The organism is Stutzerimonas sp. VN223-3 (genome assembly GCF_045999685.1).
In the GTDB taxonomy this organism is placed as follows: domain Bacteria; phylum Pseudomonadota; class Gammaproteobacteria; order Pseudomonadales; family Pseudomonadaceae; genus Stutzerimonas; species Stutzerimonas stutzeri_AR.
In genome coordinates, this window is the sequence record NZ_RBEC01000003.1 from 651,488 (window position 1) to 668,639 (window position 17,152).

The 17,152-nt window shown below is 59.7% G+C and carries 14 protein-coding genes; 3 read left to right on the plus strand and 11 right to left on the minus strand.

The window, feature by feature from the left end; all coding sequences use genetic code 11:
- Window positions 1-81: 81 nt before the first annotated feature.
- The gene (locus D7241_RS18930; protein WP_255981407.1) at window positions 82-975 is read right to left on the minus strand and encodes an OmpA family protein; all 894 of its coding nucleotides are present in this window, start codon (window positions 973-975) and stop codon (window positions 82-84) included.
- Window positions 976-1,170: 195 nt separating this feature from the next.
- Here D7241_RS18930 and pyrC point away from each other — a divergent pair, with 195 nt between their 5' ends.
- Both pyrC and rnt read left to right on the plus strand, forming a co-directional pair.
- On the plus strand, window positions 1,171-2,214 hold the full coding sequence (gene pyrC, locus D7241_RS18935; protein WP_408102822.1) for a dihydroorotase: 1,044 nt from the start codon (window positions 1,171-1,173) through the stop codon (window positions 2,212-2,214).
- The gene (gene rnt / locus D7241_RS18940; RefSeq protein WP_255981403.1) at window positions 2,211-2,885 is read left to right on the plus strand and encodes a ribonuclease T; all 675 of its coding nucleotides are present in this window, start codon (window positions 2,211-2,213) and stop codon (window positions 2,883-2,885) included. Before pyrC ends, rnt begins: the two co-directional genes overlap by 4 nt.
- Before the next feature lie 105 nt (window positions 2,886-2,990).
- On the opposite strand, the gene D7241_RS18945 is transcribed toward rnt, so the two are convergent.
- The 8 genes from D7241_RS18945 to D7241_RS18980 form a co-directional block, all read right to left on the minus strand.
- Window positions 2,991-5,990 (minus strand): FAD-binding and (Fe-S)-binding domain-containing protein, encoded by a 3,000-nt coding sequence (locus tag D7241_RS18945; protein ID WP_408102823.1) that lies wholly within the window; start codon window positions 5,988-5,990, stop codon window positions 2,991-2,993.
- A gap of 34 nt (window positions 5,991-6,024) precedes the next feature.
- Window positions 6,025-7,233 (minus strand): pyridoxal-phosphate-dependent aminotransferase family protein, encoded by a 1,209-nt coding sequence (locus D7241_RS18950; RefSeq protein ID WP_408102824.1) that lies wholly within the window; start codon window positions 7,231-7,233, stop codon window positions 6,025-6,027.
- Between the two features lie 70 nt (window positions 7,234-7,303).
- The gene (locus D7241_RS18955; protein ID WP_255981397.1) at window positions 7,304-8,491 is read right to left on the minus strand and encodes a CaiB/BaiF CoA-transferase family protein; all 1,188 of its coding nucleotides are present in this window, start codon (window positions 8,489-8,491) and stop codon (window positions 7,304-7,306) included.
- 33 nt (window positions 8,492-8,524) lie between these two features.
- Complete coding sequence (locus D7241_RS18960; protein ID WP_408102825.1) at window positions 8,525-9,319, minus strand: enoyl-CoA hydratase/isomerase family protein; 795 nt, start codon at window positions 9,317-9,319, stop codon at window positions 8,525-8,527.
- A 26-nt stretch (window positions 9,320-9,345) separates the two neighbouring features.
- Complete coding sequence (locus D7241_RS18965; protein ID WP_255981393.1) at window positions 9,346-10,632, minus strand: TRAP transporter large permease; 1,287 nt, start codon at window positions 10,630-10,632, stop codon at window positions 9,346-9,348.
- Between the two features lie 52 nt (window positions 10,633-10,684).
- On the minus strand, window positions 10,685-11,218 hold the full coding sequence (locus tag D7241_RS18970; protein ID WP_255981391.1) for a TRAP transporter small permease: 534 nt from the start codon (window positions 11,216-11,218) through the stop codon (window positions 10,685-10,687).
- Between the two features lie 74 nt (window positions 11,219-11,292).
- The gene (locus D7241_RS18975) at window positions 11,293-12,270 is read right to left on the minus strand and encodes a TRAP transporter substrate-binding protein (RefSeq protein ID WP_408102826.1); all 978 of its coding nucleotides are present in this window, start codon (window positions 12,268-12,270) and stop codon (window positions 11,293-11,295) included.
- Between the two features lie 440 nt (window positions 12,271-12,710).
- Complete coding sequence (locus tag D7241_RS18980) at window positions 12,711-13,172, minus strand: heme-binding protein (RefSeq protein ID WP_255981387.1); 462 nt, start codon at window positions 13,170-13,172, stop codon at window positions 12,711-12,713.
- A gap of 241 nt (window positions 13,173-13,413) precedes the next feature.
- On the opposite strand from D7241_RS18980, the gene D7241_RS18985 reads away from it, so the two are divergent.
- Complete coding sequence (locus D7241_RS18985; RefSeq protein ID WP_255981385.1) at window positions 13,414-14,073, plus strand: GntR family transcriptional regulator; 660 nt, start codon at window positions 13,414-13,416, stop codon at window positions 14,071-14,073.
- A 191-nt stretch (window positions 14,074-14,264) separates the two neighbouring features.
- Here the strand turns inward: D7241_RS18985 and thrC are convergent, their stop codons facing one another.
- Window positions 14,265-15,674, minus strand: coding sequence for a threonine synthase (gene thrC, locus D7241_RS18990; protein ID WP_408102827.1), 1,410 nt, complete (start codon window positions 15,672-15,674; stop codon window positions 14,265-14,267).
- An 86-nt stretch (window positions 15,675-15,760) separates the two neighbouring features.
- Window positions 15,761-17,065 carry a homoserine dehydrogenase gene (locus tag D7241_RS18995; RefSeq protein ID WP_408102828.1) on the minus strand — a complete coding sequence of 435 codons (1,305 nt, stop codon included), beginning with the start codon at window positions 17,063-17,065 and terminating at the stop codon, window positions 15,761-15,763.
- Window positions 17,066-17,152: the final 87 nt, after the last annotated feature.

Below are 17,152 nucleotides of genomic sequence, written 5' to 3' on the forward strand. Positions count from 1 at the left end.
TCCACTCCCGGGATTGTAAGGAAAGCGGGGATTCTACTGGTCGCGACGTTTGTTTTACAGGGGCGTAAGCATCGCTCGGCCTCAAGACGACGGGGCGACATTCCCGGCGGCGGCTGTGGTGCTCGCAGGGGCACGATCGAGACGCAGGGTGACCCGGCGATTCTTTGCTCGATTGGTTTCGCCGTTATTCGGGACCAGTGGATAGCGCTCGCCATGAAAGCGCAGCGTGATTTGCTCCTTTGGCACGCCGTTGGCGACTAGATACTCTTCCACCGCCAGCGCGCGGCGGCGGGACAGGTCGCGATTGGTGAGTCGGTTGCCGCTATTGTCGGAATGGCCGTCGAGCTGGATGTGATTGACGCTCGGGTCGGCCTTGAGAAATTGCACGATGATATCGAGTTTGGCTTGGCCCAGCGCATCGAGCGTCACATCACTGCTGGGAAAGCCGATCTGGGACTGGCGAATTTGATCGAAATTCACTGGCAGCAGCTTCGCCGTGCAGGCGCGAAACTCCTCGTACGCCTTGCCAAAGCGCGCCGGCAGCAGACGCACTTCGAGCGCTTCACCACCGTGCAACGTGTGATGACGCACCACGGGGCTGCGCCCGTCGAGCAGACCGCTCAGCAGCCGCCCGGCCTGTAATTGCGAGCTATTGAACGGGATATCGCCACCGACTACCGAGACCATGCCCAAGTTGATATCGCTACGCTCCGGCTGCCAAGGCGCAGCCGCTGCCAGCAGAGTCGCCGAGCCATTGCCCAGCCAGCGATCAGGCGACTGCAAGCGAAAGATGGCCTGCTCACCAGCGCGCCGAACGAACTCGCCCCTGCCGAAGCCGGCCACCGGTTGTACCAGCCGGCATTCGAACTGGTCGCCATCGACCTGCCACTGCACCCGTTCCAGACGTGTCTGGAACGTGATGGCATCGGCCGGCGAAGTCAGTAGACAAGCAAGAACAAAGAGGCGCAGGCGCACGTAAGGCTCCACGGTAAACAACATTCAACCGGGGTATCGGTGCTGGCAGCGGAAACTTGAACAGGCGCGCCATCCGTTTAGCACGCCTGGTCGCCCCTCGGAGAGGCTCTTTCGGACCCTGACGTCCCGTCTGCGGCGATTTTTTCCCCCGTTTACGGTAGCATTCGTGCACGTTTTACCCGCCTGGAAACCTGCATGTTCGACCGACTGACTCTACTGCGCCCCGACGATTGGCACATTCATCTGCGCGACGGCGCAGCGCTGCCGCATACCGTGGCGGATGCTGCTCGCCAGTTCGCCCGCGCGATCATCATGCCGAACCTGGTCCCGCCGGTACGCAACGCCGCAGAGGCAGACGCTTACCGTCAGCGCATTCTCTCCGCCAGGCCGGACGCGAACAGCTTCGAGCCGCTGATGGTGCTCTATCTCACCGATGGCACGCAGCCCGACGACATACGCGCAGCCAAGGCCAGCGGTTATGTTTACGCGGCCAAGCTCTATCCGGCCGGTGCAACCACCAATTCCGCATCTGGCGTGACCCGCATCGACAATATTTTTCCGGTACTGGAAACCATGGCCGAAGTCGGTCTTCCGCTACTGGTGCACGGTGAAGTGACCCGTTCGGAGATCGATATCTTCGATCGCGAGAAGTACTTCATCGACGAGCAACTGAGCCGAGTGACCGAGCGTTTCCCAACCCTCAAGGTGGTGTTCGAGCACATCACCACTCGCGATGCAGTGCAGTTCGTCGAGGCGGCCAGCAGCAACGTCGGTGCGACGATCACGGCCCACCATCTGCTTTACAACCGCAATCACATGCTGGTTGGCGGCATTCGTCCGCACTTCTTCTGCTTGCCGATCCTCAAGCGCAACACCCACCAGGAAGCCCTGCTCGATGCAGCGACCAGCGGTAACCGGAAGTTCTTCCTCGGCACCGACTCGGCACCCCATGCCCAGCACGCCAAGGAGAACGCCTGTGGCTGCGCCGGTTGTTACACCGCGTACGCGGCGATAGAGCTGTATGCCGAGGCCTTCGAACAGCGCAATGCGCTGGATCGCCTGGAAGCCTTCGCCAGCCACTTCGGTGCCGACTTTTATGGTCTGCCACGCAACACCGAGCAAATCACGCTGGTACGCGAACCCTGGAACGTGCCGGCCAACCTGCCGTTCGGCGAGCATAACGTGGTGCCCCTGCGCGCGGGCGAAACCCTGCAATGGCGGCTGGAGACAAGCGCATGAGCGACGAGCAGTTCGACGATGAGCTCGAAGGCAATCTCGCCGGCAAGCCGCGATCGCCCATGGCAAGGCGCTTCCGTGGCTTTTTACCGGTGGTCGTGGACGTCGAATGTGGCGGCTTCAACTGTGCCACCGACGCGCTGCTTGAAATCGCCGCTGTGACCATCGGCATGGATGAACAGGGTCTGCTCTATCCACAGGAAACGCTGTTCTTCCGGGTGGAACCCTTCGCGGGCGCCAATATCGAGGCAGCGGCGCTGGAATTCACCGGCATCAAGCTGGACCACCCGCTGCGTATGGCCGTCCCCGAGTCGCAGGCGCTGAACGAGATTATCCGCAGTGTGCGCAAAGCGGTTAAGTCGGCAGGCTGCAAGCGCGCCATTCTGGTCGGCCACAACAGCAGCTTCGATCTCGGTTTCCTCAACGCGGCCATGGCGCGCTGCGACATCAAGCGCAACCCCTTCCATCCTTTTTCCAGCTTCGACACCGCTACCCTCGCCGGCCTCGCCTACGGCCAGACCGTTCTGGCCAAGGCCTGCCAGGCGGCGGGTATTGATTTCGACGGACGCGAAGCGCATTCAGCCCGCTACGACACCGAGAAGACGGCCGAACTGTTTTGCGGCATCGTCAATCGCTGGAAGGAAATGGGCGGCTGGGAAGAGTTCGACGAGTGAGCCGCCGGACCATTCGATGATCGCCCAGGCGACAATCGGCCGGCCCACAGCGGCGGCGCCAGCGAACCCGCGTCGTTTTCGCGTGGGATCGCCGGCCTCGACACATCAGGCCAAAGCCCGCTCCAGAACCCTGGCCACGTGCAAAGCCTCACGCTGAGCCCCATCGTGGATCTGGTGGCGGCAACTGGTACCGTCGGCGACCACCAGATCTTCGGCTTCGGCTTTACGCACCGCAGGTAGCAGCGCTAGCTCGGCTATCTGCATCGAAGCATCGTAGTGTTCGCGCTCGTAGCCGAAGCTTCCAGCCATGCCACAGCATGAGGTTTCGACCGTTCTGACCTCTAGATCGGGTATCCAGCGCAGCACCTGTTCCACCGGCCGCAGCGCGTCGAATGCCTTTTGATGACAATGACCGTGCAATAGCGCCCGTGGTGCTTCCAGCGCCCTGAGCTTGAGCTGCAGATTGCCTGCAGCCTGCTCCCTGACCAGAAACTCCTCGAACAGGAAGGACGCCTTCGACAACGCCTTGGCCTGCTCGCCGTAACCGTAGCGCAGAAACTCGTCGCGCATGGTCAGCAAACACGAAGGCTCAAGCCCGACGATGCTCACGCCGCGCTCGACGAACGGCAGCAGGTGGTCGAGCGTCCGCCGGGCTTCCGCCTTGGCCTTGTCGACCTGACCCGATGCCAGGTAAGTGCGCCCGCAGCACAACGGTCGCTCTGATGGCGCCTGATTGAAATGGACCCGATACCCGGCCGCCTCGAGTACGCGACAGGCCGCTCGCGCATTCTCCGGTTCCATGTAGTTGTTGAAGGTGTCGACGAACAGCAGGACCTCCCGCGTATGTGTCGAACGGCTTGCTGGCGCGGTCGCCAGAAAGTTGCCTGCGAAGCGCGGCAGCGCACGCTGCCCGGCCAGTCCCAATGTGCGCTTGACCCATTGCGACAGCAGCGGCACGCGCTCGACGAGGCCTGTCACACCGGCCAGATGGCGCGCATATGGCGCGTAGCGCGGCATCTCCGCCACCATCCGCTCACGTAGCGGCATCGGATGATTTTTCGCCCAGGCCGCACGCGCCTCGATTTTCATCTTTGCCATGTCGACGCCAGTCGGGCATTCCCGCTTGCAACCCTTGCAGGAGACACACAGGTCGAGCGCGGCCTTGACGTCTTCGCTGCCCAATCCATCGGGGCCTAGCTGCCCGGATAGTGCCAGCCGTAGCGTGTTGGCACGGCCGCGGGTCAGGTGCTGCTCGTCGCGCGTCGCCCGGAAGCTGGGGCACATGGTGCCGGCATCGAACTTGCGACAGTGGCCATTGTTGTTGCACATCTCGACGGCGCCGATCAGCCCGCCGGTGGGATCGGCGCCACTGCCGGGCGCGCTCTGCTTGCCGGTCAACGGATCGCGCAACACGTTCCATTCCGACCAATCCAGCACCGGCGTTACCGGAATCGGCTGATAGGTCTTGGGGAAACGGAAGTAGCTGTGATCGTCCATGCGCGGGGTATCGACGATCTTGCCCGGATTGAGCAGGTTTTCCGGATCGAATAGCTGCTTGATCTCCTTGAATGCCGCATTGAGTTGCGGGCCGAACTGCCATGCCACCCACTCTCCGCGGCACAGGCCATCCCCATGCTCGCCAGAAAACGCCCCCTTGTAAGCACGGACTAGCGCGGACGCCTCTTCGGCGATGGCGCGCATCTTTTGCGCGCCATCACGGCGCATGTCGAGAATCGGCCGTACGTGCAGGGTGCCAACGCTGGCGTGGGCATACCAGGTGCCTTCAGTGCCGTGCTTGTGAAACACCTCGGTGAGCTTGGCGGTGTATTCGGCCAGATGCTCCAGCGGCACCGCGCAGTCTTCGATGAAGGACACCGGTTTGCCGTCGCCTTTCATGCTCATCATGATGTTCAGGCCGGCCTTGCGTACGTTCCACAGTGCTGTCTGCTCTGCAGACTCGGTCATCTTGACCACGCTACCGGGCAGGCCGAGATCGGCCATCAGCTCGCTCAGCCTGTCGAGTTGCTCATGCAGGGCGGCGACTTCCTCGCCCGCGAACTCGACCAGCAGCAATGCCTCGGGATAGCCAATCAGCGCCTTCTCGATCACCGGCTTGAAGGACGGATTCTCCATCGACAGATCGATCATCGTGCGGTCGACCAGTTCGACCGCCGTCGGGTCGAGCGTGACGATGTGCTGGGTCAGGTCCATGGCCTGATAGAAGGTCGGGAAATTCACCACCGCCAGCACCTTGTGCTGGGGCAGCGGCGCCAGCTTGAGCTTGATCCGCCGGGTGACCGCGAGCGTACCTTCCGAACCGATCAGCAGGTGGGCCAGGTTGACTTGGCCGCCCGAGTCGTAGGGGAGCGGGTTCTGGCAATCGAACAGGTCGAGGTTGTAGCCGCCCACGCGGCGCAGCACCTTCGGGTAGTGCTCACGGATATTGGCATGTTCGCGCTCGGCGATACGCTGCACCTCGCGGGCGATCTGGCGTACCCGGTCACCCGGTGCCAGCTCATGGAGCAGACCGAAGCGCGCTTCGCTGCCATCGGCCAGCAACGCATCGATGCCCAAGACGTTGTGCACCATGTTGCCGTAGCGAATTGAACGCGAGCCGCAGGAATTGTTGCCTGCCATACCACCCAGGGTGCACTGGGCAGACGTCGACACGTCCACCGGAAACCACAGCCCGTGCGGCTTGAGCCAGCGGTTCAGGTCATCGAGCACTACGCCCGGCTCGACCACTACCGTCAGGTTGTCTGGGTCGAACTCGACGATCTGATTCAGCCAGCGGCTGGTATCGACGATCAGCGCGTCACCCACGGTCTGGCCGCACTGGCTGGTGCCGCCACCGCGCGCCAGCAGCGGAACCTTGGCATCTCGGGCGATATCCAGTGCTACCTGCAGGTCATGCTGGTGACGCGGGATTACCACACCGACCGGCGTGATCTGATAGATCGAAGCGTCAGTTGCGTAGCGGCCACGTGACGCCGAATCGAACATTACCTCGCCGGCAATTTCGCGCTGTAGCCGCGCTGCCAGCGCCGAAGCACGTTCTGACGACACCTTGCTCGCCGGTATTCTGGGTTCGGTAAACGAAGTCATCAGGACCTCCCATGTCTGCCGTCAAAGGGGGATGTCAACGCGCGTAGTCCAGCGGGTTCGCTGCGAAGTAATCCAGTGCGGCAAGTACACCGCTCCCCTTGAGCGAAACACCGGACATCTTGAGGCCGGCCTCGCAACCGCCGAGGGTGGCGATCAGGGTGAGATCGTTGCAATCACCCAGGTGCCCGATGCGGAACATCTTGCCCCTCGCCTTGCCCAGCCCGGTGCCCAACGAAAGGTCGAAACGGCGGTAGATCAGGCTGCGAACCTCGTCGGCATCGATGCCTTCCGGCATTACCACACCGGTCAGCACCGGTGAGAAGACGCTCGCATCTTGACACTGCACCTCCAGCCCCCAGCACGCGACGGCCGTACGCACGCCGGCAGCCCAACGCTGGTGGCGTGCAAAGACATGATCGAGCCCCTCTTGCAGCAGCATGTCGAGCGCTTCGTTCAGCCCGTACAACAGGTTGGTGTTGGGTGTGTATGGCCAGTAGCCGCTGCGGTTTAGTTCGAGTATTTCGTCCCAGGCCCAGAAGCTCTTCGGCAGCTGCGCGCTGCGGCTGACCTCGATTGCCTTCTCAGATACCGCGTTGAAGCTGATGCCAGGCGGCAGCATCAGGCCCTTCTGCGAGCCGGAGATAGTGACGTCCACGCCCCAGGCGTCGTGCTGATAATCAGCGCAGGCCAGGCCGGAAATGGTATCTACCAGCAACAGCGCCGGATGCTTGGCCGCATCGATGGCACGACGCACTGCCGCGATGTCGCTGGTAACGCCGGTGGACGTCTCGTTGTGCACCACGCAGACAGCCTTGATGGTGTGGCTGCTGTCCTCTTTCAGGCGCCGCTCGATCATGTCGGCCTGCACGCCACGGCGCCAGCCTTCGTAACCCGGTAGCCCGAGGAACTCAGGTTCCAACCCCAGACGCCGGGCCATCTTTTCCCACAGCGTGGCGAAGTGACCGGTTTCGAACATCAATACTCGGTCGCCAGCCGACAGCGTATTGACCAACGCCGCCTCCCACGCCCCGGTACCGGATGCGGGGTAGATCACCACGGGCTGCTGGGTCTGGAACACCTGACGGATCTTGCTCAGCAGCTCGCGACCCAGGGCACCGAACTCCGGTCCACGATGATCAATAGTGGGCAGGCTCATAGCCCGCAAGATGCGGTCCGGAACCGGCGAAGGTCCGGGGATCTGCAGAAAATGACGGCCGGACGGATGAAAATCGAGCTTCAACATGGCGATTCTCCAAATCTTATTTTTGTATTTTGAGTTTTGAATTCATAACTAACGAAAAATAGATTTTCTATCAGCGGATGCAGCCCTCACTTCGCAGACTGCCGATATCCTCATCGGTCATGCCGATTCCGTGCAGCACCTCATCGGTGTGCTCGGCGAACAACGGAGCCGGTCGACGGATTTCCAAAGGCGTTCGGGAGAACTTGGCGGGAAAGCCGATCGTCTTCATGCTGCCTATCACCGGATGTCTGACTTCCTGAACCATGCCGCGCGCCAAATAGTGTTCGTCGTGCATGGCCTGGGCGAAGTCGTTGATCGGCCCTGCCGGTACCCCGGCCGTGTCGCACAGATCGAGCCAGTGCTTCATGGGCTGCTGGGACAGAATCTCTTCGAGGATGTTTTCGAGCGTTTCGACGTTGCGAGCACGGTCGCTGTTAGTGACGAAGCGCTCGTCGCCAAGCAGATCCTCACGCGCAATCACGTCGCGACAGAGACGCTCCCAGGTTCGCTGATTGGCGCAGCCGAGCATCAGGTAGCCGTCCTGAGTCCTGACGGCCTGATACGGCGCCGAGATACGGTGACGCGATCCCGTGGGCTGCGGCACGGTACCGTTGGCGAAATACGCCGCCGCTTCCCAGGCGAACCACGGCAGCCCGCACTCGGTGATGGCGATATCGATGTGCTGCCCTTCCCCGGTGTTTTGCTTGTGGATGTAAGCGGCGAGAATCGAATAGATCGCGGTGAGCCCAGCCCCGATGTCGTAGACGGCGATGCCGGTCTTCAGCGGACGCTTGCCGGGTTCGCCAGTCATCGACATCAGGCCGCTCATGCCTTGGGCGACGAGGTCGAAGCCACCCTTATTGCTGTAAGGGCCGGTCTGGCCATAGCCGGAGATCGAGCAATAGATAATCCCTGGATTGATTGCACGGATCGTCTCGTAGTCGATCTCCAGCGATTGCGTCACGCCCGGCCGGTAATTCTCGACGATGACGTCGGCATCAGCGGCCAGTCGATAGAAAATATCCCTGGCCCGTTGATCCTTCAGATTCAGCGAAATGCTCTTCTTGTTTCGGTTGATCTGGAAAAAACATGTGGACTCGCCGTTTACATAGGGACCCATTTGCCGGCTGTCATCACCACCATTGGATTTTTCCACCTTGATGACCTCGGCTCCGAGGTCGCCCAGCACCATTGTGCAGTAAGGGCCCGCCATGATTTGCGAGATATCCAGAATTTTTACGTTGCTTAGCGGAAGCATGCTTGGCTCTCCAGCACTGGGATCGGCGAGACGTTACTCACCGGTCCATTCGAACGAGGTCTTGCTGACGAACTTGTCGACGGCGGCCTTGAAATCGCGGCTGCCATAACAGGTCCGTATCCAGTCATCGCTGGCGTCTGCAGAAGTACGACGGTGCTCCAGCACCCGGTTGATTACCTCTTTGGTGGCTAGCACGGTCAGCGGCGCTCGACCGGCAAACGCCTGCGCTTTGCGACTGACCTCCTGACGGATAGCGCTGGGCTCGAACACTGCGCTGACCAGGCCTGCCGATAGAGCCTCGGGCGCCTCGATCAGTTTTGCTGCCATCAGTACTTCCTTCGTCCGCGGTACGCCGAGCAGATCCATGAGGCGGGACACGTTTGTCACCGAGAGGCAGTTGCCAAGTGTCTCGGCGATCGGCACGCCAAACTTCAACGACGGCGTGCAATAGCGGAAGTCGCAGGCCAGCGCGATGGCCGCGCCGCCACCGACACAGAATCCCTCGAGCATCGCGATGGTCGGCTTGTGCAGGTTTTCCAGCCCCGCTATCACGCTGTCGATGCGCCGCTCATAGTTCACGCCCGCTTCACCGCCTTCGAAATCAGCGAATTGCTTGATGTCAGTGCCAGCAACGAAGGCCTTGCCACCACAACCGTGAAACACCACCGCTACGACCGCGGGATCGGCCTCCAGCTCGCTGCACAAGCGCTCCAGCGAGTCGTACATGGTCCAGGTCATCGCATTGCGGCTATCCGGCCGGTTGAAGCCAACCCAGGCGACGCCCTGCTCGATGCGACAGTCGACCTGCCCTTGAGACATATCACTCATCTTCGTCTCCTCTTGCTCGATGCCGCTCACGCGCCGTAAACGAAATTCACCAGAACCATGGCAATGGCCGGGATGTAGGTGTTGATCAGCAGAATCGCGAAGAGCACCCCAAGGAACCACAGATTGGTACGGGTGGTGGCCCAGATATCGGACTTGGCGATCGAACAGGACGCGATCAGCACGCTGGCAACCGGCGGAGTTTGCTGACCAATGGCCAGGTTGAGCGTGACGATCAGACCGAAATGAATCGGATCGATGCCTACCGCTAGCACCAGCGGCAGAACGATTGGAACGACCAAGATGATCGCGGCCGCCGAATGCAGGAAGACGCCGAGAATCAGGAAGATGATGTTAAGCAGCGCCAGGATCACGTACTTGTTGCTGGTCCACTCGCTGATGGAGCTGGCGAGCTGCTGCGGCAGTTGCGTTTCAGTCAGGTAGAGGCCAACCACGGCGGAGCTCGCCACCAGCAGCATCACTACCGCAGTCTGCACGCCGGCATCGAGGCACGCCTTGTAGAACGTGCGCAGCGTGAACTCGCGATAGACAAAGGCACTGATGAAGATCGCCACCACCACCGCTAGCGCCGCTCCTTCGGTCGCCGTGACGATTCCGCCAAAGATCCCGCCAAGGATGATCACCGGAATCGACAGCGCCCAGATTGCTCCCTTGAACGCTTCCCACAACCGCTTGGTCTGGAAGGCCCCTTCGGATGGAAAGTTGTTCTTCCTGGCCAGGTAATAGCACATACCAGCCAGCCCCATGGCACCGAGCAAGCCTGGAAAGATGCCGGCGACGAACATCTTCACCACCGACTCTCCAGACATCACGGCGTAGAGAATCATCGGAATCGATGGTGGCAGGATGATCGCCAGGCTGGCTGCCGAGGATGACAATGCCGCCGCGAATTCCTTGGAATACCCCTTCTGGGTCATCGCCGGGATCATGATGCTGCCGATAGCCGATACGCCCGCCACCGCCGAACCGGAAATCTCCGCGAAGAAGATCGAGGCACCGATGGTCACCATCGACAACCCACCCTTGATGAACCCGAGCATCGCCGAGGCCAGATCGATCAGCCGCCGGGAAATGCTCGAGGCATTCATGATCGCGCCAGCGAGAATGAAAAGCGGGATGGCAATAAGCGGAAAGCTGGTCGTCCCGTCGTACATCACCATTCCGATGTTGGGAAGGGCCAGCGCCCCATAGCTGGAAAAGATTGCAACCGCACCGACGATGCCTAGCGATATGGCGACAGGGACATTGATCAGGATGAGGGCTATCAGCCCCAGAAACATGTAAAGGATTATCATCTTGTTATTCTCCCGAGCGGCCGTAGCAAGCGCTCGCTCTGAAATGTCCCGGTCATGCCTTCACCGGCTTGACGCCCACTTCTTCCAGTTCGTGATCGACGAACCCATCGCCTTTCGCGCTCTTGATCACCTCAGGCAATCGCAAGATCTCGGCGATGATGAAAAGTACCGATCCGATCGGCAGCACCGATTGCGTCAACTGCAGCGAGACGTTGGTGAGGCTGACCAGTGAGGAGCCTTCCAGGATGAGCACGACCTGCATGCCGGTATAGGCCAGCAGCACGAAGAAGCCGATCGTGATCGCCTCCGCGACCAGAGCGATTGGCAAGCGCAGCGCTGGAGAGAAGTAATTGATTACGCTAGGGCAACCGATGTGGGCGCCCTTCGCCGCGGCCAACGCCGCGCCGTAATAGGTGAGCCAGGCCAGGCCGACGGACGCCACCTCGTCGTACCAGCTGAACGGCGAACCGGCCAGCCGCGATGCGAAGCCGACTGTAACGACCAACGTCAAAGCAACTACGTTGGCCACTACGATGATTTCCAGAAGTTTGGAAAAACCCTTTCTGAAAGCGGTAAAGGAATCCATCAGCTCTCTCCGGTCGACCTGAGCACCGCGTGCTCAGGCGTAAGTCAGAATGCGGTCTGCAGCCACGAAGTCGGTTACATCTGGCGAAGCTGTTCAACCTCGTCGAGCATTTCCTGCCCACCTTCGACTTCTTCAGCGAATTTCGCGTAGATGGCCTTGGATCCGTCGATGAAGGCTTGTTGATCAACCTTGTTCACTTCCATGCCTGCCTCCTCCATTTTCTTGACGAGGCTTTCATCGAGCTGCGCCCCTTGTTCCAGCGCATAGGCCTCTGCTTCTACAGCAGCGTCGCTCAGCACCTTCCTCACATCCTCTGGAAAACGCTTCCAACTGGCACCAGCGAGAACGAACGCAGGGGTATAGACGTGGTTGGACATGGAGAGGTATTTCTGCACCTCGTGAAAGCGCTGGGAATAAATCTGCACCAAGGGGTTTTCCTGACCGTCCATGGCGCCAGTCTGCAGCGCGACAAAGGCTTCGGAGAGCGCCATCGGAGCCGGGCTGGCGCCGTAGCTCTTGAACATCTCGACACGCCATATGCCGTTGGGAGTGCGCAGCTTGAGCCCTTCGAGATCCTCCGGCACGACGATTGGCCGGGTGTTGTTGGTGATTTGCCGGAAGCCGTTTTCCCACACGCCAATGATCCGGTACCCCTTGTCTTCGGCGGTCTTGTACATCACGTCGCGCACCAGCTCGTCTCGAACACGCTTCATATGCTCGCGATCGGTGATCAGGTACGGCATTTCGAACAAGGAGAACTCCGGCGCCACGCTGCTCATCACCGTCGATGGCAGAGCCAGATCCAGCGAACCCAGCTTGAGCTTGTTGAGCATCTGAGAATCGCTGCCCAGCTGGCTGGAGCCGTAGGTCACGACCTTGGCCTTGCCCTTGAGCTTTTCGTTAACGGTCTCGGCGAATTTATTGGCTGTGATTTCGAACAGGGATCCCGGTCCGCCCACGTGGCCGAATTTGATCTGGAGTTCGGCGGCCTGGACTGCTGATGTGGCTAGACCGAACAGGGATGCAATCAAAGCTGTTTTCAATATTTTCATGCTGACCTCCACTCTTGTTTTTATTGAGGCGTACCGCAGAACCATCTTTACAGTCAGGACGGACCCATCGCTCTAACTGCAAGGCCGGCGGCGGCTAAACCGGCTACGCACGCTGGGAACAAAAATGAATTCATTATTCATAACCCGATTCAGACGTTAGACCAGCTTTTTGCGGTACGCCAGAAATGAGGTAAGAAAAACAGCCATGAGCATCCCTTACGCCGGACAAGGCGGAGCGCAGGAAGTCGGCAAAGGGCTCGTCGGTCCTGGCTAGGATTGGTTCAGGAAGAATTATTAGCGGCGCAGACGTTAGAACATAACGGGCCGCAAATGAATTGAGCGCCCATACCTGACCAGCCGAAAGCGATCATGGTCATGAAGAGCCGGAGCATTGAGAGGCGACCAGCAGCGCCGGCCGCCATTAGCGCTGGAGATGGGCGTCAGGCTGGAACGATACCGGCCCGTAACCCCGCCGCTTCTATACCCAGGATGGCTACTTGCTCGTCCTCATCGGAGGATGCGCCGCTAGCCCCGACGGCGCCGATCACTTCGTCATTGTTCGAGAGAATCAGTACGCCGCCCGGTACGGGCACGAAGTGCCCGCCTGACGCCGCTGCCACAGAGGCCAGAAAAGCCGGACGCGATTCGTTTCGCTCGCCGACCGTGCGGCTGGATACGCCGTTACCCAGCGCGGCGAAGGCTTTGCCCCTGGCAACCGGAAAGCGCAACGGGGCACAGCCATCTTCGCGTTCGGCCGCGATGAGGTTGCCGCCCGCATCCATAACGAATAGGGTCAGCGGTTCCATCTCCTTGGCTCTAGCCTCCGCGAACGCAGCATCGATGATTTGCCGGGCTTTTGCTCGTGATATGACTACGCTCGAACGATAAACCTTGCCAGCCATGTTATTTCCTTTGATGGGCCCGGCAGAGCCAGGCGAACTGATCAAAACGAGTACTGAGGCAACGGCACGGAGCCAAGTTCTGACCTGGCATATGCACGCTACCTTTTGTGTTCCACTTTTATCTTCTGTCGCACTTTTCGCCTATTTTGTATTCTTAATTCAAAACGCTAGCAGACCTTTCACTGATATCAACAATGGACGTGATGCAGCTAACGGTGTGCCTTATCAGGAATAAGCTCCCTTGGAAAAAATCCAACACAAGATTCTGTATCAGGAAGCTGCAAACCGAATTCGTGAATTAATTGAGCACGGCTCGCTGGTAGCAGGCGAAAAGATTTCAGAGAAACAGCTTTGCGAGACGTTCGGCATTTCCAGAACGCCGCTTCGCGAGGCACTGAAGGTTCTTACCTCAGAAGGATTGGTAGAAATTCTGCCGAATCGGGGAGCGCGCGTGAGCCGCCTGTCTCTGAGCGATGTGAAACATACCTACGATGTCATGGCGGCCTTGGAAGGGCTGGCCGGCGAAGCCGCCTGCTGTCGCCTGAACGACGAAGAGCTGGCAGCCCTCTGCGAGCTTCACCAAAAAATGATCGACTACTACGAGCGCAAGGACCTGCAGGCATATTTCCAAGCCAACCAGCAGATACATGAAAGGATTTTGCTGGCTTCTGGAAACCCGATCCTGCTGGAGATGTACAACAACCTCAGCCAGCGGGTGAAGAGGATCCGCTACACGATGGAAATGAACGAAGACTTTTGGCGCAAAGCGGTGAACGACCACGAGGAAATGATCGATGCACTACGGGATCGTGACGGGATGCGCTTGGGCAGCATCCTCAGAGGACACCTCAGCCACAAGCTGGAAGCGGTCAATCTAGCGGGAGTAATCGTCGCGGACTGATGGTCGCTGTGGAGTTTCTGAGCTCAGGCGTTGTAACGTCAGACCATCGCTTCGCCGTTGGAAGAGGGCAGCCGAGCAAGGCAAGCGACGACACTCCGGTGAAGCACAGCGTTTTCGATAAGAGCCGACCGGCTTGCGCTTAGCTCATCACCGACACCAAGCGCATTCCATCCGGATTGGTTAGCGGCAAGTTACAGCGGCTTGCCGCGATTGCCGTGCTCGCCGACAAAGGCTTGCATGGTCTTGAGATCGTTCGCCAGCACCGTACAGCGCTCCGGCCGCTCGAACAAATCGGCAAGATGGCTCGGAAGCTCAAGCGCTTTGCCAACACCAGCCTTCTCGACCGCATCGGGGAATTTCACCGGATGTGCGGTGCCCAGTGTCACCATCGGCGTTGACAGGCTGCGGCGGCATTCGCGCGCGGCGTAGACACCGATGGCGGTATGTGGATCGAGCAGCTCGCCGGTCGTATCGAATACCTGGGCGATGGTCTTGCAAGTCTGTTCGTCGTCCACGGCCAGCGAATCGAACAGCTTGCGGGCCTCGGTCCAGCGTTCCTCTTCGACCGACAGCTTGCCGGTAGCCTTGAAGAAACTCATCAGCTCGCCCACCGCCGCGCCGTTGCGACCGTGCAGATCGAACAGCAGGCGCTCGAAGTTGGACGACACCATGATATCCATGGAGGGCGACAGCGAAGGATGCAGGGTGTCCTTGTCGTAGCGGTTGCCACTCATGAAACGATGCAGGATGTCGTTGCGGTTGGTCGCGACCACCAGTTGACTGATCGGCAGCCCCATATTGCGCGCCAGATAACCGGCAAAGATGTCGCCGAAATTACCTGTCGGAACAGAGAACGCCACTGAGCGTGCCGGACCACCTAGCTGCAGCGCCGCATGGAAGTAGTAAACGATCTGGGCCATGATCCGTGCCCAGTTGATCGAGTTCACTGCTACCAGACGAGTGCCTTTGAGGAAGCCCTGGTCGGCGAAGCTATCCTTGACCATCTCTTGGCAATCATCGAAGTTGCCTTCGATTGCGATGTTATGGATGTTGTCGCCGAAAATAGTCGTCATCTGACGACGCTGCACTTCAGAAACACGGTTGTGCGGGTGAAGAATGAAGATATCGACGTTGTCGCAGCGGCGACAGCCTTCGATCGCCGCCGAGCCGGTATCGCCTGAGGTCGCACCAATGATGACCACGCGCTCGCCACGCTTCGCCAGCACGTAATCGAGCAGGCGGCCGAGCAACTGCAGGGCGAAATCCTTGAACGCCAGGGTCGGGCCATGAAACAGCTCCAGGACCCACTCGTTGCCGTTCAGCTGACGCAGGGGCGCGACTGCGTTATGCGCGAAAACACCGTAGGTCTCTTCGAGAATCTGCTTGAAATCGGCGTCCGGGATACTGCCGGTCACGAACGGCCGCATCACCTTGAATGCCAGTTCGTGATACGACAGACCCGACCACGATGCGATTTCCTCGACAGTGAAGCGTGGCAGGTTTTCCGGTACGTAGAGGCCGCCGTCGCTGGCCAGCCCGGCGAGCAGCACGTCTTCAAAATTCAGGGCGGGCGCCTGGCCACGGGTACTGATGTAGCGCATTTTTTTAACCTTAGGTTTGAGCCTGAAGCCCGAAGCTTGAAGCCTAAGATTTACTTTGGCTTTCAGCTTCCGGCTTCCAGCTCCAATTAATTCAGCTGTTCCACACGAATCCGCACAACGTCGCCACTGACTCCTTCGAGCTGCTCTAGGGCCGCAATAGCGTCGTCGATGCGCTTTTCCAGAACCCGGTGGGTAACCAGAATCATCGGCACCAAGCCATCGTGTTCCTCGGCTTCCTTCTGCATGATCGACTCGATGTTGATCCCGCGCTCGGAAAGAATGGTCGCGACTTGAGCCAGAACGCCAGGATGATCCTTGGCCTGAATGCGCAAATAATAGGCACTTTCGCAGGCGCTGATCGGAAGGATCGGGTGTGCCGAGAGCGAGTCGGGCTGGAACGCCAGATGCGGGACGCGATTGTTCGGGTCGGTGGTGAGCGCGCGAGCCACGTCGACCAGGTCAGCCACTACGGCCGAAGCGGTCGGCTCCATACCGGCGCCGGCGCCGTAGTACAACGTGGAGCCGACGGCGTCGCCATTGACCATTACCGCATTCATGACGCCGTTGACGTTAGCAATCAAGCGATCGGCCGGAATGAGCGTCGGGTGCACGCGCAATTCGATTCCACAGGCTGTGCTGCGCGCAACTCCTAAATGCTTGATGCGATAACCCAGGGCCTCGGCGTAATTGACGTCGGCGGTGGTCAAGCGCGATATGCCTTCGGTGTAAGCCTTTTCGAATTGCAGGGGCACGCCAAAGGCGATAGAAGCGAGGATGGTCAGCTTATGGGCGGCGTCGATGCCCTCGACGTCGAAGGTCGGATCGGCCTCGGCGTAACCCAGCTCCTGCGCTTCTGCGAGCACGTCTTCGAAGGTGCGGCCCTTCTCGCGCATTTCGGTGAGGATGAAGTTACCGGTCCCGTTGATGATGCCGGCCAGCCAGTTGATCTGATTACCCGCCAAGCCTTCACGAATCGCCTTGATCACCGGGATGCCGCCGGCAACCGAGGCTTCGAACGCGACGATGACACCTTTCTCACGAGCCCTGGCGAAGATTTCGTTACCGTGCACCGCGATCAAAGCCTTGTTCGCGGTAACTACATGTTTGCCGTTTTCGATGGCCTTGAGGACCAACTCACGGGCCAGGGTGTAACCGCCGATCAGCTCGACGACGATGTCGATTTCGGGGTTGTTTGCCACGTCGAAAATATCAGCGGTAATCGGGGTGTCACCGGTGTCGCATTTGGGGTTCGGGCGGCGTGCAGCAATCTGCGCAACCTCGATTCCACGTCCGGCCCGGCGAGCAATCTCGGCAGCGTTGCGCTCAAGCACATTGAAGGTACCGCTACCGACGGTTCCCAGCCCACAGATGCCAACTTTGACCGGTTTCAAGCTGCACTCCCCATTGCCAGCGAACGGCCGAGTACAGCGGCCGAACAAAAGAGTCGCACATTACGAAGCGCGCGGGATTTAGTCAAA